This window comes from Aquimarina besae (genome assembly GCF_042434905.1).
Lineage (GTDB): Bacteria > Bacteroidota > Bacteroidia > Flavobacteriales > Flavobacteriaceae > Aquimarina.
In genome coordinates this window covers 2,491,448-2,511,079 of sequence record NZ_CP170199.1, presented here as the reverse complement: position 1 = coordinate 2,511,079, position 19,632 = coordinate 2,491,448, and the positions used below count along the sequence as shown (strand labels likewise).

The following is a 19,632-nucleotide window of genomic DNA, read 5'->3' as shown; positions in this document are numbered from 1 at the left end:
ATGAGTTGGCTTTATAGGCTATGAGGAGCTTCTAAATAAGGAAAAATTGCTAAAGGTGTTTCTCCCGATGCACTTACTCCATCCGTCACTAAAATGGGTAAAGTACCACCGTTGCCATCGTCCTGACCGTTAAAACGATCTCCGTTTTGTCCTCCAAACAATAATATCAAAGAGATATCGATAACATCATCTGTAAGGTTTCTTCCGGTTAACACATTAGTTCCGTCAAAATATGTTGTAGGAGCATCGGGTGCCACTTGCAATACATCTGAAGCTAAAATCGTAGTTAACGTAGTTGCATCTAATCCTAAAATATTCGTTTCATACTCTGCTCCGAAAGCGGCGTGTAATGCAACCGCCTGATCTAAAAAAGATTGTTGGAATGCGGCTCCTTGTTCTGAGGGTATGGTAACATTAAAATCGTTTTTAACAGATCCACCTAAGACGGTATTAATACCAGGACGTCCCATTTGATCTTCCTGTGCAAAATTTCCGCTAAAATCTACAGAAGTTACCACCCCACCATCATCATCACTACTACAACTGGACAGACCTATAATTACTGTGACTACTGCTGCTATATATTTTAAACTATTACGTTTCATATTTTTTATTTTTATGTTGTACTATTCTTTTTGATTTTACTTATTTCCTTTTCTATTGTTTTCTTTTGGCTTCTACCCAGGCATTAAATACTTGTACTCCTGTTCCTGCTGGATGGGCAAATGTGCTTCCCAATAAAGAATTAGGAACCTCTACAGTAATTGATAACACATTAGTTCCATCAAAATCATCATTTCCCGGATTATTAAATCCATTAGGTGCCATTCCACCTACAACTGCATTAAACTGATTGAAATCAAAGAAAAAAGCATCTTCTCGTACACCAGCAAAATAAGAAATACCATTATTAGAAGAGGTAGTGGCTGTGGCTCCTGTACTGATCGCAACCTGCCCTTGATATTGAGTGTTATCGTCAATAGAACTGTTCAAACCAGTTTGTGAAGGTGCATAAGGACCAAAGAAATACATCACTCCGTTTCTGGGAATTGCCTGTATTACTAAATCTTCCACCAGATCCCCATCATTATCGATATTAATTTCTACCAATACGTTTTCATCAAATGTTGCCGAACTTCCTGCCGGAGCTAAAGAACTTTGTACATTGGCAACAAAAACCGTGTTATCCGGATTGGCTCCTTCAAAAGCATAAAAATCCGTAATATCTGCCGTAGTCCCTCCTACTGCTGGAGCATCTAAATGATCTGCTGCCATTAACACTACTCCTAAACCGAATAATCCGCCAAGGAGAAATAAATTTGTTTTTTTAATCTTGTTCATTTTATAAAGTTTTAAATGTTTACGACGATACTTACGAGGGTTAGACGGCATTGGTTTTCTTAAGGGTGTTAAATATTTGTTAACAACAAAATTTTCAATTTGAATAAAAGCAACAGTATTTTTATAAAAAAAAGTAACTTTGTTATAAACTAATTGACCAATGAACCCTTCAACTTCTGGTTGGATCGATAAATTTTTAAGAGATTTTGATATAGACGCTCTTTCTCTATATTCGTTGGATTCGCTATATCCTAAACTTAGAGACGTCGGGTTCATATATGGGACATCTGTGGATATTGTCTTAGTACAAGATTCTGAAATCATTTATTCTGAAGCAGAAAAAACAAAGATTAACCTTTTTGCTGCATTGGTAGTTACCTATTATGAAACTATCGATCGTGGAGATGCTAAAGACTGTGTAAAGGCACTTATTGAGTTTTACGAATATTTGGATACAAAAAAATCCTTCTTTTCTTTTATTAATTCATTAGCTACCGGTAAGAGTGAAAAGTTAGAAAAGATAATTAATACACGTATTCAAACCAATGAATCCATTTTTAAGAAAAACTTTAGTCATTTATTAACCAATGCTTTGTTGTTTATTGATGTATTGGCTTTTGAACACTTTCTAATTCACGATAAGAATCCTATTGAATATGCAGCAGCATTAGAAGAAACATTAACCAATATTGTTTTTCTGGCTTTAAACTCTAAAATTGAAAAGGATAATTATGACGAGCTTCTTGTTAAGTTGTTTGCCTCTTCTGTACGCTATACTCAGGTAAATACTGAAGAAGATGCTAGCTTTGATCAAATCAACCTAGAAGAATACACCGATGAGTTAGAAAAACGATATATTCTTGATCTCACCAGCCTGGCGGTATGGAATGATAAAGAGATTGATCTTGGAGAACAGGATTTTATCCGCGCATTGGGTGCAGAATTAAAATTATCAAATCAATGGGTGATGGAATCTTTGCATTCTGTACAATCTTTTGTAAAAGAACATAAAGAGGATATTTCTTTTTTCAATTATTCTAATCCAGCTCATCACTTTTACAAGCAAACATCAAGAACGGTAAGCGTGTTGATTCTTAGAAATAAAAAACGACTGATTAAAGAAATTTCTGAAAGTAAGGATTTAATGATTTTATTAGGGCAATCTGCGGTTAGGGACTTATCTAAAGAAGAAAAACAAAAGGTAAAACAACAACTTCTGGATGTTTGTAAAACAATACCATCACTTGCCATTTTTATATTACCCGGTGGAAGTTTATTAATGCCCTTATTGATTAAGTTTATTCCTCAGTTATTACCATCAGCTTTTAATGAGAATAAATAAAAGAGGTTGTCTAAAAAAGCCTTTAACACCTGAAATTGTCAGTATGAGCCTGTCGAAGACATTTTGAAAATCAAAAAGTTAAAACTTCGACAGGCTCAGTTTGACATTGTAAAATTACTTTTTATACCTTAATTTTTTAGCTTATATTTTTACACTTCCAGTTTTTGAAGCTCATCATAGTTTTTCTTAAGTTTTCTTGTCAGAATACCATATATCAATCTATATAATAGTGCAAGAAGTCCAAGAAAGGCTGCTATCATAAACAGTGAAGTAGCAATGATCAAATAGGTCGGCACTTCTTTACCCTCAGACTGGCTCGTATAAACATCTGTATAAAACGTCATGTACGTTATTATAATCAAAGTAGTCAGCGCCAAAAAACCAATATTTATCCAAACATATTGTTTTACTGTTTTTCTGGTCTTCAGTATATTTTTCATCAATACCGAAGCAGAATCTGTTGTTTGTATGTTTCTATAATTCAAATAAAACCGGACCATAAAATAGATCAAGATTCCATAAGATAATACTGTTGATATTACAGAGAAAACTTCTAATCCGTGAACCTCGAGTTCATCATAATGACCAGTTAGTCTAACGATTATATCTATAGAAGACCATAAAATAAATTCTAGTACACTAATGATAAAAATCCATTTTACCATAGACGATGATTTCTTTAAAATCATCTTATAGATTTCGTTATATGATAATTTTGGAAGCCCTTCGTCCTGATTCTTCCAGTCTTTTTTTAATAATTCTAATTCATCCATGCTTATGGGTTTAATATTTTTTTCAATTTCGTTTTCACCCTATTCATTTTCACTCTTGCATTTACTTCAGAGATTCCCATCGTCTCTGCAATTTCTTTATATGATTTGTCTTCCAGATATAAGAAAACTAGTGCCTTCTCAATATCATTCAATTGTTTTACTGCCGCATACATTAGCTTAAGTTGTTCCTCTACCTCATCATCATATTCTTCTGTTTTAATTCTAAAATCCATAGCATCAAAATCAGTAGTTTTAATGCTTCTCTTCGATTTCCGATATAGGGTTATCGCCGTATTTAAAGAAACCCTATACATCCAAGTACTAAATTTAGAATCTCCTCTAAACTTAGGGTATGCTTTCCATAATTGAATCGTTATCTCCTGAAACAAATCATTGTGCGAGTCCGGATCATTAGTGTATATCCTACAGACCTTGTGCACAATATTTTGATTTTGCTCAAGATTCGTTACAAAACTATGTTCTAATTTTTTATTCACTTTGGTCAGTTACATCTTATAAGTAGACAATAAAATAAATCTGTTACACATTAAAAATTATTTTTTTTACCGCTCAATAATTCTATTTAAAAAAATAACGGATTTATTATTTGATTACCAGATATTTACACAGTAGTATTTCACAAAAACAAATATTATGTGGTCTAAGTAACTTTATCATTTTATCTTTGTGACACAACATCATATTTATGAACATTCCTTATACTAATTTACCAAGATTAGTGATCATCGGAGGTGGTTTTGCAGGGGTTGCACTAGCCAGAAAAATGGTAAAAGAAAATGTACAACTCATCTTGTTAGATCGACATAATTATCACACGTTTCAACCTTTATTATATCAAGTTTCCACGGCTTCTTTAGAACCGGATTCTATTGCATATCCGCTTCGGAAAATTGTAAAAAGAGGTAAGAATACGTATTTCCGTATGACAGAAGTGACTTCTATTGATCCAGCAACAAAAAAGGTTCATACATCAATTGGCAGTATTACCTACGATTATCTGGTGATCGCTACAGGTGCCAAGACCAATTTCTTTGGAAATGAAACCATCGAAAAAAATGCGATGCGGATGAAAAATTTACCGCAGGCATTGAATTTAAGAAGTTTGATGTTGGAAAATCTGGAACAGGCAGTCATCACAACGGATGCTGAAAAAAGAAAAGAATTATTACGTTTTGTATTAGCTGGTGCCGGTCCAACCGGAGTGGAGTTAGCTGGTGGAATTGCTGAGCTAAAACTTAACGTACTACCACGTGACTATCCCGACATGGATTTTAGTGAGATGGAAATTCACTTAATCGAAGGTGCCGATCGCGTTTTACCTCCTATGAGCAAAAATGCTTCAGAGAAAGCAGCTGGTTTTTTAAAAAAGATGGGGGTGCATATTCACACAAATACCCAAGTAACGAATTATGAAGCAAACCTGGTTTCCACCAATACAGATCTCCAATTAAAAACAGCCACTTTTATTTGGTCTGCTGGTGTTACCGGAGCTCCTGTAGAAGGTCTGAAGGCAGATGCCCTGATACCAAGAGCTAATCGATACAAAGTAAACCAGTTTAATCAAGTTGAAGGATATAATGATATATATGCGCTGGGTGACATTGCTCTAATGGAAACCGAAGATTTCCCAAAAGGACATCCTATGGTAGCACAACCGGCCATACAACAGGGAAATCATTTGGTAAAAAACCTAAAACGACATCTAAAAGGAAAACCTATGGTTCCGTTTACGTATTTTGATAAAGGATCCATGGCGACTATTGGTCGTAATAAAGCTGTAGTGGATATTGGTAAATTTCGTTTTGGAGGCTTCTTTGCCTGGTTTATATGGATGTTTATCCATCTTTGGTTTTTAGTAGGGTTCAGAAATCGGTTGGTTACATTTTTTAACTGGACCTATAATTACATTAATTATGATAAAGCAGCAAGATTAATTGTACGACCTTTTAAGAATAAAGATGAAAAAGCTTTAGAAAGAGTATAATTATTATTTGCTAATACTGATTAAAGAGTTTAGCAGGTAGATCTTCCAATTCTTGTCTGGTTATTTTCTCACCTTCTGTGGGCGGTCTTACTTCAAAACCTTCTTCAGGAGCTAAATGAATTTTATGAAAACGAACCGTTTTTTTACCTTCTGTTAGTTCTAGAATCAGCCCTGGCAATCCATAATAGCCTTTTGGTCCGTGACTAGCTTTGATATCTTTGGTATACCAGGCTTCTATCTTTTTATCTATGTTTTTCAACACTGCTTTATAACATAGATATTGATCAATTTGTTTGGTTTCCTCGGTCAAGATCCATTCTAAGTCTTCCAATTCTTCATCTATTAAAAATTCTCTATCCCTTTGATCAAACTCATATACCTTCAATAAGCTAACCTTTCTCTTTTCGGACATATCCAAGAATATGATTTCGGAGTTATTAAAATGGATACGTTCTCGTTTAAACTCTCGGCCTTTTTTATTGGTTCTTGTCTCTGATACTGTATCATTACCAACTTTTTCCTGAGGATAGTATAAAGATTTCTCTTTATCAATTTTTAAAACGGTTATATAGTCATACGCGGGAATCTCTAATGGTTTACGTTTTATTTTCTTAGAATCTGCAGACATTTTATCTGCTATCTCCTGTATACGCTTTCGGTTATATTCAATTGAATCTTTATCCTTATCAGCGTTAATAGCAGCCTTGATCATGGCGATTTCTACTGCGTATTTATCAAATAGATCCATATCGGGTGCCTCCTCTCTAGTAGACACTTGAGCGGGTTTTCTTTTTTCTTTGTAAAATACTGTGAATTCTTGACTCTTTGCAGAGAAAGTAAAAAGCATCAGTACAATAAATAGTTGAATTCTCATAAGTTAAGCTTACAATAAATATAAATTATTAATGTTTATTAAACATTAACATAGGAATATCCTCTAAACCTTCTCTGGTAATTTTTTCTCCTGTTTCCGGTGGTTTTACTTCAAAACCGTCTAAAGAAAATAATACTTTATCAAGACTTATTACTGCATCATCTTCTACGACCTTTACAATCAATCCAGGTAATCCCCAATATCCGGAAGGGCCAAATTTACTCGATATTTCTTCTGTATACCAAATTACAATTGGTTTTTTATTTTTAGTTAAATATTCCCCATAAACACCTGTAAAATGTACTTCCTCTTGTTTATGGAGCAAAGCTTTTTTACACCTATAACCAAACATTGTCTTTGTTTCATTAGTAATTTCCCAGGATTCTTTGGATAACTCCTCCTCTATCAAGTACTCCTTTCCATAAGCGTATTCTACACTGGATTTCTGATTAGATTTTAAATCGATATAAACGATTTTATATTCTTTTTCAGCAGTTTCCCGACTGATAAAAATCTGCTTTCCCCCGTTACCATACATCACAGAACTATTGATAGTATCGTTGTACTGTCGTTCTAATGGATAGTATATAGATTTATTATTTGATATCCTTAACGCACTCTGGTATTCATATTTAGCAAGCTCTTTACTATGATCGCGAGCCTTGTCTTTGATAAGAGCTAAATCTTCTTCTTTAGTTGTTTTAGCAAAAACATAAGATCGTAATTGATGATAATCAGCTTTTCTTTCCTCCTTATAAAAAACACTCATCTCTTGAGCGTTTGTCATTGAAAAGCACATAAAAGTGACTAGTAGGTATCGTTTTTTCATTTTTTGATTGACTTCGATTGTAAAACTAAAAAATTAGTTGAATAATTCAACTAATTTTTTAGTTTATTTTTTTACCGCTTTACAATCCGTCCTATTTTTTCTACAGTTCGGTCGTATTCAATTTTATCCTCTCATTCTTTGTTTGACTTTTGAACCATCAATCAAAACGATAAAAACGACTAAATGAAATCAATACTAACCATCCTACTACTCTTCACCCTAACAATTTTAAACGCACAAACCACAGTTTCAGGAATTGTCACAGAATCATCAGGAATTCCAATTCCGGGCGCTAATATCTATCTGGACGGAACCTATGATGGTGCCTCTTCTGCAGATGACGGAACTTTCAATTTTTCTACTTCAGAAACCGGCGAACAAACTTTGGTCATTTCCTTTCTTTCCTTCGAAACCTATTCATTACATACCTCGGTAACCCAAATGAAAGATCTTAAAATCACTTTGAAAGAAGACGTAAATTCATTAGGAAGCGTAGTTCTTAATGCCGGTACTTTTTCGGCAGGTGACAATAGTAAAGTTTCTGTATTAACGCCCTTAGACATTGTTACCACCGCAGGAGCCGCCGGTGATTATATCGGTGCGTTTCAAACATTACCGGGCACTTCTACAGTTGCCGAAGATGGTAGACTATTTGTACGAGGTGGAGATGCTAATGAAGCAAACGTATATATTGATGGATTGCGAGTGTTTCAGCCTTTTGCAGCAACAGCTAATAATATTCCAACACGTGGTCGCTTCTCGCCTTTCTTATTTAAAGGAACTAATTTTTCTACCGGTGGATACTCTGCAGAATATGGTGATGCTTTGTCGAGTGTGTTACTGCTGAATACTATCGACGAGCCAGAGCAGGAAAAAACGGATTTATCTTTCATTAGTGTGGGGTTTGGCGTGGGAAACACCCAGAAATGGAAGAAAAATTCACTGAGCATCAATGCCTTTTATCTCAATCTAAAACCTTACCAGGAAATTATCTCACAGCGTGTGGATTGGGTAAAACCTTTTGAATCGCTATCTGGAGAAGCTGTGTACAGACACCAATTAGGTAATGGGCTGTTCAAACTATATGGCGGGTTAAATTATACAGATTTTGAATTAAATCAAGAAGATATCAATATCCCTGAGGGTATAAATTTTGGACTCAAAAACAGGAACTTATACATCAATGCGTCTTATAAAGGTGATTTAGGAAACGATTGGACCCTAACCACCGGAGCAAGTTTTGCCAATGATCATAACGATATCAAAATCGAAGAAACCAATGTCGATAATGATGACAATGCAGCGCATCTAAAAGTAAAACTGAGAAAAAGATTTAGCAATCGTTTTAAACTAAGCTTTGGTGCGGAACAATTTCTTGGAAATTTTAAAGAAGAAGCGACAGATATCTCGTTTGGAAGTTTCCAAAATACCTTTAAAAATAATAGCACCGCCGCATTTTCTGAAGCTAACATATTTTTTAATAAGAAACTGGCAATGCAAGCAGGAATACGAGTAACACATAATGCATTACTAGACTTTACAAAAATATCACCAAGAACTTCGTTAGCTTATAAAATCACCTCAACATCACAATTTTCTCTGGCGTACGGAGACTTTTATCAAGCCCCACAACAAGATATTCTAAAGTATGATAGCAATCTAGATCCCGAAAAATCATCTCACTACATTCTTAATTATCTCTATCAAAATGACGGAAGAACCTTACGAGCAGAAGCGTATTATAAGGGATATAACAGACTTGTAAAATTCGACACCCAAGTACCTGAGTTTAGCAGTATATATTCTAATGATGGTGACGGATATGCTACAGGATTAGATTTATACTGGAGAGATAATAAATCGATTAAAAACTTTGAATACTGGGCTAGTTATTCATATCTGGATACAGAAAGAGATTACAGGAATTATCCGGAACGCGCTACTCCAAATTTTGCTGCCAAGCACAATTTATCTGTAGTGGGTAAATACTGGTTACCGGATTGGAAGTCGTTAATCGGAGCTACGTATAATTTTGCTTCCGGTCGACCTTATACGGATCCAAACACAGGCAACTTTTTGGCAGAAAAGACAAGAACATTTAATGCTCTTAATCTCAATTGGGCATATTTGATAAGTCAACAAAAAATTCTTTATGTATCTGTAACTAATGTATTAGGGTTTGATAATGTGTTTAATTATCAATATGCTAATACTCCCAATGCAGATGGCAATCTTGCCAGACGAGCTATCCGTCCCACAGCGGATCGTTTTTTTATTGTAGGGTTCTTCTGGACGATCAGTGATAACAAAACCAATAATCAGTTGGATAACCTTTAGGAGTATCTCTTTTAATTCATAAACACGACCAAAATTATTCATAAAAAGCAACACATATCAATCACTTAATAAAACATATGCTTAATTTTATAAAAAAAAGTAATGAAAACAGTAAACTATTTCACCTTCTTCCTATTTTCTTTTCTATTAATTTCTGAAGTAAAAGCACAAAACAATACGAGTATTCAAATACGTATTTCCAATATTGAATCATCAAAAGGAACCATATTGATTGGTTTATATAATAGCGAAAGTAATTTTTACAAAAAAACATTCAGATCAGCAGCTGTAAAAGCAAAAAAAGGATCTATACAAACTTCATTTGAAGATATTCCTGCCGGAGAATATGGGATCACTCTTTATCACGATGAAAATGACAACAAAATACTAGATACTAACTTTTTAAAAATACCTAAAGAACCTTACGGTACTAGCAACAACGCAAAAGGAAATTTTGGACCACCTAAATGGGAAGACGCTAAATTTTCTGTATCAAATACTGAGGTAGTTCAATCTATTAAACTGTAGAATAATTTATCTACAAATCCATTTATGTTTTAAGGGTACTATTTAGTTTTTTTTCACATTACCAGATTCGACCTCGATAATTCTTGTGGACACACTACCATCCTTATTTTTGGTATAAATAAAGGTTGTTCCTTCAGGATATTTGTACTGGTCTGCTACAATTTTGTTATACTCGGCTCTACTTATGCTAGTTCCCCAATCTGGTTGTTTAATGTTAACCTCTTTATCAAAATCAATTTCTTCTACAAAGAGATGACTGCGTGCTAGATGATATTCTAGTATAAGTCCGGGTAAACCTGTGAGTCCGTTTGGATTGGTTGAAACCGGGATTTCTTCTGTAAACCAAGCTTCGATTGGAAATCCGTTTTTTTCAGAAATTGCTAAACGACAGTTATAGCTCTTGATCTTTTTGGTTTCATTTGTAATCTCCCACTTCATTATTTCCAGCGGTTCCTTAACCATATAATCCTTTCCTGCAAAATGATGAATCGTGGTTTTTTCCTTAGCATTCACATCCATATAATAAACTTCATAATTTATATAGTGTGTTGAAGGAGCTTTATACCTTTCTCCCATTACTTCGAATTCCTTTGTCCAAGAGGTATCTCTTATTTTACCAACGGGTCTATATAAAGAAATATCATCGTTTATTTCTAAAATCCAATCAGCTTCCGAATTAAAATCTTCGCGGTCAATATTGATAATCTTCTTGTTATATTCTATTGAAATTGACTGTGAATGTATTAATAGACCATACATTACCATAGAAAGAAAAAGAAACTTTTTCATCATAAATCTTTACGCATTAAAATGCCAATATACCCTTTTCTTTTTTCAATGTCATCTTCATAACACAATTCATCCATCATAAACTACAGTTCGGTAAGATATACTTCTAAAACCCTCTGTTTTGAAGGATCTTTACACTGTAAAACAAAAACAGCTGTCACACTGAGCTGTCACACTGAGCTGTCACACTGAGCCTGTCGAAGTGTAATCAATAATTAAACAAAACCTTAAAACACAACAAATGAAAACAATTATCATCATACTAAGCTTCTTTACAATCACAGCCGTAAATTCTCAAGCAGCTTACGAAAAAGGAATGGGAAAAGCCTTTGAGTTATGGGGAAATCAAAAAAACGACGAAGCTGCCAATTTATTCGAACGTATTGGTAAAGCAGAAAAAGACAACTGGTTACCATATTATTATGCTGCACAAATACATATTGTAAAGACTTTTAATACCAAAGATGCCGAGGAAATAGAATCTCGTTTAATGAAAGCACAGAATTACCTTAATGAGGCTAAAACTTTTTCTAAGGACAATGCAGAAATCCTGATTATGGAAGCTATGTTAAATACAGCCTATGTAGTATATGACGGTGCAAAATATGGGATGACACATTCTGGAAAAGTGGAAGAATTATACCAAAAAGCTAAAATTATAGAACCTGAAAACCCAAGAGCTATATTATATCATGCAGAATGGCAAATGGGTGCTGCAAAATTCTGGGGTAAAGACCCAAAAGCCTTTTGTTCTGAGATAGAAAAAGCTATCTTGTACTTTGAAAAAGAACCTTCTAGCATACCATTTTACCCGGATTGGGGAAAAAACCAGATCGCAAGGATTCAGGAAAATTGTAAATAAAAATAAATGAACATTTTTAAAGAAATAGGAAAAGGTATTTTAATCGGAACCGCAATATTTATAGCATTCCTCATTGTATATTATTTCAAAGGGATCGAAATAAATTTTGACCGAGAGTTACTAAATGAGTACTTAGAGAATGTGATGTTTTCTATTATCATTTACATCGCCAATGTATACCTGTTCTTATATCGAAGAGAAAAATGTAAAGAAAAGTTTTTTAGTGTAAGAAATTTAACCGTAAACATCATTCTTGCAACACTGGTATCGGTGATCGCAATATTTATTGCTAGACTATTTTACCACGTATTTGTTTATGAAAAAGGATTATTTGAGTTTTTGAGTGCAGAGAGGCCTCAGTATTATTTGGTTTCTCTTTCTATAGCGACCGTAGTAACCTTTCTGTTTTATGGAGCCTTCTATTGGAAACACAGACAGGAAACCAAAGTTACCGAACAAAAAATAATAGCAGGAACAGCCTCGGCTAAGTTTGCCGCTTTAAAAAATCAGTTGGATCCACACTTTTTGTTCAACAGCCTAAATGTATTGACATCGCTAATAGATGAAAATCCAAGAATGGCGCAAAAGTTCACCACTTCGTTGTCTAAAGTATACCGATATGTTTTAGAACAAAAAGACAAAGAATTAGTAACGGTAGATGAGGAATTAAAATTTGCAAAAACCTATATGACCTTATTAAAATTAAGGTTTGAAGACAGTATTATTTTTGAGATACCAGAGCAAGCCTCTAATCCCGAAGCCAGAGTGGTGCCATTGTCTTTACAGATTTTATTAGAAAATACCATTAAACATAACGTGGTCATGCCAGACAGGCCATTGCATATTAAAATTTATGAAGATGACGGTTTTCTAATTGTAGAAAACAACCTGCAGCCAAAAGAAGTAATTAAGCAAAGTAGCGGTGTAGGTTTAGGAAACGTAAAACAACGATACGGATTACTGACAAAAAGAGAGTTCTCTGTATTTAAAACAGAAAATGCTTTTATCGCTAAGCTACCCATATTAACTAAAAGAATAACATCAATCGATATGACAACATCTCAAAACATAGCAATCGCAAAAGACCTTAAATATAAAAGGGCTAAAGATCGAGTAAAGAAAATGAAAGAATTCTATGGTAGTTTAACCGCTTACTGTATTGTGATTCCATTTTTAATATTTATCAATTACAGAACTACAGGCTTTGACCTACCCTGGGTTATTTTTCCTATGGCAGGCTGGGGATTAGGGTTACTCTTCCATTATGGAGAAGCCTTTGATCGACACCCAATATTTGGGAAAGACTGGGAAAAAAGAAAAATCAGAAAGTATATGGAAGAATCTAAAAGAGGTAATTATGAATGATTTTGAGAAAAGAAAAGCCTACAAAATAGCAGAAAAAAAGATCCAAGAAGAAAGAGGTTTCTACACACACCTAACAGTATACGTGGTAATGAATATCGTAATCTTCATTTTTAAAATACAAATTGGTGATTATGTGAATAGCGAAGGATACCATAACTATCTACCGTGGAACTTGATTATCACTCCGATTTTATGGGGATTGGGTCTTATAGGACACGGATTATGGACATTCAGAGATAACAACGGATTAGGAAAAATCTTTAATCGATCTATTTTTAGTAAAAAATGGGAAGAACAAAAGATTAAAGAGTTTATAAATAAGAATAACTACTTCTGATAAAGAATAAAACAATGGAAAATTCTGAACAGCTAAAAAATTATAAAAGAGCCGCAAAAAGGGTAGCAGAAGAAAGAAACTTTTATACACATCTGGCAGTGTACATAGTTATTAATGTTATCATATTTGTAGTTATCCTTCAGCTCAAAGAGCATATCTATGATGGTTACTTATGGATAAATTTACTTAGTACTCCGGTACTATGGGGAATTCCTCTATTAATTCACGGAGTATGGGCATTTAGAAAAGGAAACAAATTTACACTTTTCAAAAAATGGGAAGAACGAAAGATCGAAGAATACATGAATGAACAGGATAATTTTTAAAAGAATAAAGTGATGGAAAATTCAGAGCGAAATAAGAAATATATCAGAGCCAAAAAAAGAGTGCAAGAAGAAAAAGGGTTTTACAGTCATCTCACAGCTTATGTAATTGTAAACATTTTTTTACTATTTATAAATTCAAACTTTATAGACGAAGGATTTAACAACTGGTTAGAATGGAATTTATATCTCACTCCTTTGTTATGGGGAATAGGATTATTTTTTCATTGGGTGAAAGTTTTTAATCCTAATATCATTTTTAGTAAACAATGGGAAGAGCGAAAAATCAAAGAAATTATGGATAACGATGATACTAAGGATTTTTTATAGATGGTGACTTCAATAAAGTGATTGAGAGAAAGTGGTATTTACAATGAAATTGATACTTCTCATATCTTTTTTAGTTTGCTTGTCTCCAAAATAAGATTTATTACAAAAGAAATAGATTCCGGCCTTAGCCGGAATGGCAGAAAAAGTAAAAAACAATAGATTGTTGTCATTCCAGCGTAGGCTGAAATCCAAAAAACAACCATTTAAAAACCAATCATCATGCAAGATTCTGAAGAAGAAAAAAGATATAAAATCGCTAAAAAAAGAGTAGACGATGAACGAGGATTTTACACTCATCTCTCTATTTACATTGTTATTAATCTTGTGATACTTTTTATCAATACTAATTTCAAAAGTCAGGGATTCAAAAACTGGGGTCAATGGCATCTCTATATCACTCCCGCTCTTTGGGGCATAGGACTATTGTTTCACGGATTAAGTGTTTTTAAACATAATTTTATTTTTGGAAGAAACTGGGAACAACGTAAAATCAAACAATTAATGGATGAAGATGATACGATGGACGTATTATAACATCAATCAAAACATAAACAAAAAACTAATCATCATGAAAGATTTTGAAGAACAAAAAAGATATGAACGAGCAAAAGAACGCGTAGACGAGCTTAAGAAGTTTTATAACAACCTTTTTTCTTATGTATTAATTATTGGATTCTTGGCAGGGCTCAACTATTATGTAAACGAATGGCGATATGCGTGGTTTCTATGGGCTGCTTTTGGATGGGGAATCGGACTGGCATTTCACGCGGTAAAAGCATTTAGAATTAATCCTATGTTTGATAAAGATTGGGAAGAACGCAGAATCCGAAAGTATATGGACGAAGAGGATAAAGAAAAACAATTGTGGGAGTAAAACGATTATTAGATTCCTGAATTAGTAAATTATTGGTTTACAAGGATACAAGTTCAACGAATCAAATCAATCTAAAGATCTAAAAATTTAAGAATCTAGTATCGAAAAAACTTAAGAACATGAAAAAACACATTCATCTTATCTTTTTATTCTGTATAGCCTTACTTCAAGCACAGGAATCTTTTGTAATAAAAGATGTGACACTTTTTGATGGCAAAAATGTAGTGAACAAAACATCAATACTTGTAGAAAATGGAATAATTTCTAGAATAGGGCCATCAATTAGCAAAGACGTTCCGGTAATTGATGGAACCGGAAAATTTTTAATGCCTGCAATGACCAATTGCCATGTTCATGCCTGGGTACCAAACGCTCTAGAACAAGCAGCAAGAGCGGGTGTATTAAACGTATTGGATATGCACGGAGTAGAGCCCTATCAGAAAATGATGAAATCCTTGAAGGATTCTACCATTTATGCTCGCTTTTTTGTGGCAGGATATGCGGCTACTGCACCAGAAGGACACGGAACCCAATATGGGTTTCCCGTTCCAACACTAACAAAACCAGAGGATGCTGTAAAGTTCGTTGAGGACAGAGTCAAGGCAGATGTGGATCACATAAAAATCATTGTAGAACCATGGAAACCAACGCTATCTCACGAAACTGTAAAAGAGATTATAAATGAAGCCCATAAAAACAATAAAAAAGCAGTAGTTCATATTTCTAAGGTCGAAGATGCTTTTCAAGTACTTACTAATAATGCAGATGGTTTGGTACATATCTGGACTGATAAACCAATGACAGATGATCAACTGAACCAATTGGTAAAAGACAAAGACTTTTTTGTGATTCCTACCTTACTGACCAATATTTTAGTACAAAAAGTATATTTTAAAAAAAGTGATGAAGAAACAGATAAAGTTGAGAAGTTTCTTAAAACCGAAGTAAAAAGACTATACGATGCAAAAGTGCCAATATTAATGGGGACAGATCCACCAAACGCTAATATTAATCACGGTACTGATCTGTATAAAGAATTAATTTTAGTTTCTGAAGCAGGTGTTCCTAACACAGAAGTTCTTAGGGGAGCTACCTCTTATCCTGCTGATCGATTTGGTTTAGGAAAAATAGGATATATAAAAGAAGGATATATTGCAGATATTTTATTACTTGGTAAAAACCCTATAAACGATATCCAAAATATTAAAACTATTGAAACCATTTGGAAAGCAGGAAAGAAAATAGAATGAGTTAGATTATTTAGATTCTTGGATCGTTGGATTCTTTAAAACTTTGATTCTCTATACCTAGCAACGCTCTAACTCTGAAACTTTGTAACTTTACAGCGTTGTGACTGTTTAACCATATAACTTTGTAACTTAAAAACATGAACGTACTAATCATAGAAGACGAAAAACCAGCTGCCAGAAGATTAAGTAGAATGCTGGATGATTTGGACATTAAGGTGAATACCATGTTACATTCTGTGAGTGAGTCTATAGAATGGTTTTCTAACAATGAACATCCTGATCTTATATTTCTGGATATCCAATTAAGTGATGGCTTGTCATTCGAAATATTTGACACCATTACGATCAAAAGTTCTATCATTTTTACAACCGCTTATGATGAATACGCATTAAAAGCTTTTAAACTTAATAGTATTGATTATCTCCTCAAGCCAATTGATGATGAAGAATTAGAAGCTGCAGTGACAAAATATAAAAACCAACTCCCTTCTACCCAATCGCTAAAGGTTGATTTTGAGGATATCAAAAAATTGCTAATTAATCCTATGGATCGGGTGTATAAAAAACGGTTTACAGCTCGAGTGGGTCAACATCTCAAAATATTCTCTGTAGAGGATATTGAATGTTTTTATTCTGAAAACAAAGGCACCTATTTACATACGACGGATAATCGAAATTACCTTATAGATACAACTTTAGAATCATTAGAAGATGAACTGAATCCTCAGCAATTCTATCGGGTAAACCGCAAGTTCTATATTAATATTAATGCCATTAAAGATATTATATCTTATACCAATTCCAGACTACAGATCAAACTACATCATTTTAATGAACAAGAAATCATTGTAGCCAGAGAACGTGTCAAGGATTTTAAAGAATGGTTGGAGTAATCGATACATCCATTTCTTATCCGTTCTACGCTCTTTTACTTCTTACCTTTTTAAACGTAAATACCAGCGTAGGGTGGTAACATTTTATGGTCTTGATAGATAAACTATAAAAAAATAAAAGTATTACTTACTTTTGAAGACACACATCTCTATCACAATGACAACTCATCATAAAGCCATTTTCGGCAAATACTTCTTTTTTTTAATTTTCTCTTTATTCTTTGATCCATTTTCTATTGATGCACAAGAGAATAGTATCAAAGATGCGTTAACATATTTGAAACAAGCAAATAGCTTTTATGATATAGAGAGTTATAAAAAAAGTATGGAGTATTATGTAAAAGCAGAAATAATAGCTAAAGAATTGAAAAATGATTCTTTAGTGTCTATCATTTACACCAGAAAAGGGCACGTACATCTTAGGGATGGAAAAAATAAAGATGCTCTCGAGGCCTATTCAAAAGCTCTAGATATTGCTCAACTAACAAAACATAAAGAATTAGAAATTAAAGCAAAAGCAGGACTTATAATTATCCTAAGAAGAATGAATAGGTTAGATAAAGCTTTAAAAACCGCCCTCCATTCACTTAAGTTAATACCAAATACTAAGTTTAATAAAAAAGGAGCTCACGTCAGTATTTTGGTTCTGACCAGTGAGGTATATCTGGATAAAGAACAATATGATTCAACCTTATATTATGCAGAAAAAGCACTGGAGATCAGTAGAGAGTTAGATTATAAAGAAGCTATTTTGGATTTATACATTAAAAAGGGAATGGTGTATTATTACCAAAAAAAACATGAAGAATCTCTAAATTATTTATTTAAAGCAAAAGACATTCTATCCAAACAAGAAATAAACAATAAATCATTTCCTACGATAAACACCAACTATTTTATTGCAAGTTGTTACTACCAACAGCAACGTTATCAAGAGGCTATTGAGGTTCTGGGAAACAGTATCGCAAACTTTGAAGAAAATGATCTTTATAAACCTCCGGCAATTCGATCTCATTTGTTACTAGCCAATTGTTATAATGAAATAAAAGAATACCAAAAAGCAAATCTGTGGCAGCGTCAATATGTAATCCTAAATGATTCTTATCAAAAAGATAAAGATCAAACTATAGATATCATTCATGAAAAAGAAATTGCTGCACTTATGTCCAAACAGGCAGAAAATGAAAGCCAAACATTCTTGATTATATTAATCATCTCCATCCTATTCATAGGTGTTATATTCTTATATTTTAAAAAACAACGATCCAATAAAAACTTGTTTCACAACTTAATGGAGGAAATTAATATTTTAGAATCCATTCAAGCAAAAACAAAAGCTAACGAAGAACCGAAAAAAGAACTAACTATTGATAATCATACCATAAACGATATTATAAAAGGACTGGAAAAATTAGAGGTACAAGAATATTTTTTGAAATCTGAATGTAGCCTTCGATCTATGGCCAAGAAGTTAAAAACCAATGCTACCTATTTATCCCAAACTATAAACACACACAAAGAGAAAAACTTTACCGAGTATATCAATGACTTAAGAATTGAGTATGTATTAAAAAGATTAAAAGATGATAAAAAATTCCGGTCCTTTTCTATACAATCCATCGCTTCAGAAATTGGATACAAAAGTAGTTACTCCTTGGTGAAGCATTTTAAAGCAAAAACTGGGATCAATCCATCGTATTATATAAAGAGTATTGACAAACAGCACAAAGCATCAGAAATAGAGGTGTAAATCATGACTATTTTAAACAATTTAGCCATATGCAATTAGTACAAACCCAAAAAATCAAATATATTTCTACGAAATACATTTTTATACTTCTGATAAAAACAGAAATACTAACAAATCAAAAAATCATTTTACAATGAAAAAAAACAAAACACAAAACATCAGTCTAAAAAAGTTAAACATAGCAAGGATCAGTACGGATTCAATGAAACGGATAGAAGGGGGAACTAGTGTTGTTACAAGTCAACAACCAGAAGATGGAGAAATAGTAGGCTATTGTTATGACATAAAATAAATAACGGTATTTTCAAAACACCTATTACCCTGCTTATATGCAGGGTTTTTTTATGGCTATTTTGTTTAAAATGGTCACATTCCCCTTTTATTCTCCCTGATTACCTTCTACATTCGTAACCGTATCAAAATGCAATACACACTATATTTTGATCAAGGGGCCACCGAAAACCTTATGGACAGAGTAGGTAATTAAAAACATAATATCATGCTTAATAACATTTTAGATTTAAAAGGAGTTACAACATTAAACAAAAACGAACAGCAATCCATTAAAGCCGGAACATACTACGGTGATCAGTGTCTTAGTCTTTGCAGTGGTCGTTGTTCTTTTGGACGCTGTTTTGAACAATTAGACTAGTAATAACCGAAACTTTTTTAGTCTCCTCTCCCATTGGGAGAGCCAGCCTGCGGTAGACCGGGATTAAGGTGAGGGTTTTGATGTGAAAATCCCCTCATCCTAATCCATAGGCGCAATCTCGCCCATTGTTATTACAATGTCGTCCTAGGAGAAGGAACTTTAAAACACTGAAAACAAG

22 protein-coding genes are annotated in these 19,632 nt (G+C 33.5%); 15 read left to right on the top strand and 7 right to left on the bottom strand.

What is annotated here, in order from left to right; genetic code table 11:
• Nucleotides 1-11: 11 nt before the first annotated feature.
• Both ACE94K_RS10935 and ACE94K_RS10930 read right to left on the bottom strand, forming a co-directional pair.
• Nucleotides 12-605: a DUF4331 family protein gene (locus tag ACE94K_RS10935; RefSeq protein WP_378184060.1), complete on the bottom strand. Its 594-nt coding sequence runs from the start codon at nt 603-605 to the stop codon at nt 12-14.
• Between the two features lie 52 nt (nt 606-657).
• Nucleotides 658-1,332, bottom strand: a complete 675-nt coding sequence (locus ACE94K_RS10930; protein WP_378184259.1) for a DUF4331 family protein — start codon at nt 1,330-1,332, stop codon at nt 658-660.
• A gap of 169 nt (nt 1,333-1,501) precedes the next feature.
• Between ACE94K_RS10930 and ACE94K_RS10925 the strand changes: the two genes are divergently transcribed.
• Nucleotides 1,502-2,683: an LETM1-related biofilm-associated protein gene (locus tag ACE94K_RS10925; RefSeq protein ID WP_378184059.1), complete on the top strand. Its 1,182-nt coding sequence runs from the start codon at nt 1,502-1,504 to the stop codon at nt 2,681-2,683.
• Nucleotides 2,684-2,832: 149 nt separating this feature from the next.
• Here the strand turns inward: ACE94K_RS10925 and ACE94K_RS10920 are convergent, their stop codons facing one another.
• Both ACE94K_RS10920 and ACE94K_RS10915 read right to left on the bottom strand, forming a co-directional pair.
• Complete coding sequence (locus tag ACE94K_RS10920) at nt 2,833-3,456, bottom strand: hypothetical protein (protein WP_378184057.1); 624 nt, start codon at nt 3,454-3,456, stop codon at nt 2,833-2,835.
• A gap of 2 nt (nt 3,457-3,458) precedes the next feature.
• Complete coding sequence (locus tag ACE94K_RS10915; RefSeq protein WP_378184055.1) at nt 3,459-3,953, bottom strand: RNA polymerase sigma factor; 495 nt, start codon at nt 3,951-3,953, stop codon at nt 3,459-3,461.
• A 209-nt stretch (nt 3,954-4,162) separates the two neighbouring features.
• Here ACE94K_RS10915 and ACE94K_RS10910 point away from each other — a divergent pair, with 209 nt between their 5' ends.
• Nucleotides 4,163-5,461 carry an NAD(P)/FAD-dependent oxidoreductase gene (locus tag ACE94K_RS10910; RefSeq protein WP_378184052.1) on the top strand — a complete coding sequence of 433 codons (1,299 nt, stop codon included), beginning with the start codon at nt 4,163-4,165 and terminating at the stop codon, nt 5,459-5,461.
• A gap of 10 nt (nt 5,462-5,471) precedes the next feature.
• Here the strand turns inward: ACE94K_RS10910 and ACE94K_RS10905 are convergent, their stop codons facing one another.
• Together ACE94K_RS10905 and ACE94K_RS10900 are read right to left on the bottom strand one after the other, a co-directional pair.
• Nucleotides 5,472-6,335 (bottom strand): GLPGLI family protein, encoded by an 864-nt coding sequence (locus ACE94K_RS10905; RefSeq protein WP_378184050.1) that lies wholly within the window; start codon nt 6,333-6,335, stop codon nt 5,472-5,474.
• 28 nt (nt 6,336-6,363) lie between these two features.
• A complete protein-coding gene (locus ACE94K_RS10900; protein ID WP_378184048.1) occupies nt 6,364-7,164 on the bottom strand; it encodes a GLPGLI family protein in 801 nt (266 codons plus the stop codon).
• Between the two features lie 183 nt (nt 7,165-7,347).
• On the opposite strand from ACE94K_RS10900, the gene ACE94K_RS10895 reads away from it, so the two are divergent.
• Together ACE94K_RS10895 and ACE94K_RS10890 are read left to right on the top strand one after the other, a co-directional pair.
• Nucleotides 7,348-9,501 (top strand): TonB-dependent receptor domain-containing protein, encoded by a 2,154-nt coding sequence (locus tag ACE94K_RS10895; RefSeq protein WP_378184046.1) that lies wholly within the window; start codon nt 7,348-7,350, stop codon nt 9,499-9,501.
• 102 nt (nt 9,502-9,603) lie between these two features.
• Nucleotides 9,604-10,029 (top strand): DUF2141 domain-containing protein, encoded by a 426-nt coding sequence (locus ACE94K_RS10890; protein ID WP_378184044.1) that lies wholly within the window; start codon nt 9,604-9,606, stop codon nt 10,027-10,029.
• Nucleotides 10,030-10,071: 42 nt separating this feature from the next.
• Here the strand turns inward: ACE94K_RS10890 and ACE94K_RS10885 are convergent, their stop codons facing one another.
• Complete coding sequence (locus ACE94K_RS10885; protein WP_378184042.1) at nt 10,072-10,818, bottom strand: GLPGLI family protein; 747 nt, start codon at nt 10,816-10,818, stop codon at nt 10,072-10,074.
• Nucleotides 10,819-11,059: 241 nt separating this feature from the next.
• On the opposite strand from ACE94K_RS10885, the gene ACE94K_RS10880 reads away from it, so the two are divergent.
• From ACE94K_RS10880 to ACE94K_RS10830, 11 genes are all read left to right on the top strand, one after another.
• Complete coding sequence (locus tag ACE94K_RS10880) at nt 11,060-11,680, top strand: tetratricopeptide repeat protein (protein WP_378184040.1); 621 nt, start codon at nt 11,060-11,062, stop codon at nt 11,678-11,680.
• 6 nt (nt 11,681-11,686) lie between these two features.
• The gene (locus ACE94K_RS10875) at nt 11,687-13,045 is read left to right on the top strand and encodes a 2TM domain-containing protein (RefSeq protein WP_378184038.1); all 1,359 of its coding nucleotides are present in this window, start codon (nt 11,687-11,689) and stop codon (nt 13,043-13,045) included.
• The gene (locus ACE94K_RS10870) at nt 13,038-13,382 is read left to right on the top strand and encodes a 2TM domain-containing protein (protein WP_378184036.1); all 345 of its coding nucleotides are present in this window, start codon (nt 13,038-13,040) and stop codon (nt 13,380-13,382) included. Before ACE94K_RS10875 ends, ACE94K_RS10870 begins: the two co-directional genes overlap by 8 nt.
• 14 nt (nt 13,383-13,396) lie before the next feature.
• The gene (locus tag ACE94K_RS10865) at nt 13,397-13,708 is read left to right on the top strand and encodes a 2TM domain-containing protein (RefSeq protein ID WP_378184035.1); all 312 of its coding nucleotides are present in this window, start codon (nt 13,397-13,399) and stop codon (nt 13,706-13,708) included.
• Nucleotides 13,709-13,720: 12 nt separating this feature from the next.
• Nucleotides 13,721-14,035 (top strand): 2TM domain-containing protein, encoded by a 315-nt coding sequence (locus tag ACE94K_RS10860; RefSeq protein ID WP_378184033.1) that lies wholly within the window; start codon nt 13,721-13,723, stop codon nt 14,033-14,035.
• Nucleotides 14,036-14,254: 219 nt separating this feature from the next.
• Nucleotides 14,255-14,569 (top strand): 2TM domain-containing protein, encoded by a 315-nt coding sequence (locus tag ACE94K_RS10855; protein ID WP_378184031.1) that lies wholly within the window; start codon nt 14,255-14,257, stop codon nt 14,567-14,569.
• The gene (locus ACE94K_RS10850) at nt 14,541-14,909 is read left to right on the top strand and encodes a 2TM domain-containing protein (protein ID WP_378184029.1); all 369 of its coding nucleotides are present in this window, start codon (nt 14,541-14,543) and stop codon (nt 14,907-14,909) included. The genes ACE94K_RS10855 and ACE94K_RS10850 overlap by 29 nt, the downstream gene beginning before the upstream one ends.
• A gap of 119 nt (nt 14,910-15,028) precedes the next feature.
• Nucleotides 15,029-16,159 carry an amidohydrolase family protein gene (locus tag ACE94K_RS10845; protein ID WP_378184027.1) on the top strand — a complete coding sequence of 377 codons (1,131 nt, stop codon included), beginning with the start codon at nt 15,029-15,031 and terminating at the stop codon, nt 16,157-16,159.
• A 137-nt stretch (nt 16,160-16,296) separates the two neighbouring features.
• On the top strand, nt 16,297-17,052 hold the full coding sequence (locus tag ACE94K_RS10840; RefSeq protein ID WP_378184025.1) for a LytR/AlgR family response regulator transcription factor: 756 nt from the start codon (nt 16,297-16,299) through the stop codon (nt 17,050-17,052).
• Between the two features lie 157 nt (nt 17,053-17,209).
• On the top strand, nt 17,210-18,802 hold the full coding sequence (locus tag ACE94K_RS10835) for a tetratricopeptide repeat protein (RefSeq protein WP_378184023.1): 1,593 nt from the start codon (nt 17,210-17,212) through the stop codon (nt 18,800-18,802).
• A 499-nt stretch (nt 18,803-19,301) separates the two neighbouring features.
• Nucleotides 19,302-19,454, top strand: a complete 153-nt coding sequence (locus ACE94K_RS10830) for a hypothetical protein (RefSeq protein WP_378184021.1) — start codon at nt 19,302-19,304, stop codon at nt 19,452-19,454.
• Nucleotides 19,455-19,632: the final 178 nt, after the last annotated feature.

Excerpts from the sequence above, each read along its gene's own strand:
- ACE94K_RS10920 (WP_378184057.1), bottom strand. The coding sequence starts at position 3,456 with ATGGATGAATTAGAATTATTAAAAAAAGACTGGAAGAATCAGGACGAA.
- ACE94K_RS10925 (WP_378184059.1), top strand. The coding sequence starts at position 1,502 with ATGAACCCTTCAACTTCTGGTTGGATCGATAAATTTTTAAGAGATTTT.
- ACE94K_RS10860 (WP_378184033.1), top strand. The coding sequence starts at position 13,721 with ATGGAAAATTCAGAGCGAAATAAGAAATATATCAGAGCCAAAAAAAGA.
- ACE94K_RS10890 (WP_378184044.1), top strand. The coding sequence starts at position 9,604 with ATGAAAACAGTAAACTATTTCACCTTCTTCCTATTTTCTTTTCTATTA.
- ACE94K_RS10870 (WP_378184036.1), top strand. The coding sequence starts at position 13,038 with ATGAATGATTTTGAGAAAAGAAAAGCCTACAAAATAGCAGAAAAAAAG.
- ACE94K_RS10935 (WP_378184060.1), bottom strand. The coding sequence starts at position 605 with ATGAAACGTAATAGTTTAAAATATATAGCAGCAGTAGTCACAGTAATT.
- ACE94K_RS10865 (WP_378184035.1), top strand. The coding sequence starts at position 13,397 with ATGGAAAATTCTGAACAGCTAAAAAATTATAAAAGAGCCGCAAAAAGG.
- ACE94K_RS10880 (WP_378184040.1), top strand. The coding sequence starts at position 11,060 with ATGAAAACAATTATCATCATACTAAGCTTCTTTACAATCACAGCCGTA.
- ACE94K_RS10840 (WP_378184025.1), top strand. The coding sequence starts at position 16,297 with ATGAACGTACTAATCATAGAAGACGAAAAACCAGCTGCCAGAAGATTA.
- ACE94K_RS10855 (WP_378184031.1), top strand. The coding sequence starts at position 14,255 with ATGCAAGATTCTGAAGAAGAAAAAAGATATAAAATCGCTAAAAAAAGA.
- ACE94K_RS10830 (WP_378184021.1), top strand. The coding sequence starts at position 19,302 with ATGCTTAATAACATTTTAGATTTAAAAGGAGTTACAACATTAAACAAA.
- ACE94K_RS10875 (WP_378184038.1), top strand. The coding sequence starts at position 11,687 with ATGAACATTTTTAAAGAAATAGGAAAAGGTATTTTAATCGGAACCGCA.
- ACE94K_RS10905 (WP_378184050.1), bottom strand. The coding sequence starts at position 6,335 with ATGAGAATTCAACTATTTATTGTACTGATGCTTTTTACTTTCTCTGCA.
- ACE94K_RS10885 (WP_378184042.1), bottom strand. The coding sequence starts at position 10,818 with ATGAAAAAGTTTCTTTTTCTTTCTATGGTAATGTATGGTCTATTAATA.
- ACE94K_RS10850 (WP_378184029.1), top strand. The coding sequence starts at position 14,541 with ATGAAGATGATACGATGGACGTATTATAACATCAATCAAAACATAAAC.
- ACE94K_RS10900 (WP_378184048.1), bottom strand. The coding sequence starts at position 7,164 with ATGAAAAAACGATACCTACTAGTCACTTTTATGTGCTTTTCAATGACA.
- ACE94K_RS10895 (WP_378184046.1), top strand. The coding sequence starts at position 7,348 with ATGAAATCAATACTAACCATCCTACTACTCTTCACCCTAACAATTTTA.
- ACE94K_RS10835 (WP_378184023.1), top strand. The coding sequence starts at position 17,210 with ATGACAACTCATCATAAAGCCATTTTCGGCAAATACTTCTTTTTTTTA.
- ACE94K_RS10910 (WP_378184052.1), top strand. The coding sequence starts at position 4,163 with ATGAACATTCCTTATACTAATTTACCAAGATTAGTGATCATCGGAGGT.
- ACE94K_RS10845 (WP_378184027.1), top strand. The coding sequence starts at position 15,029 with ATGAAAAAACACATTCATCTTATCTTTTTATTCTGTATAGCCTTACTT.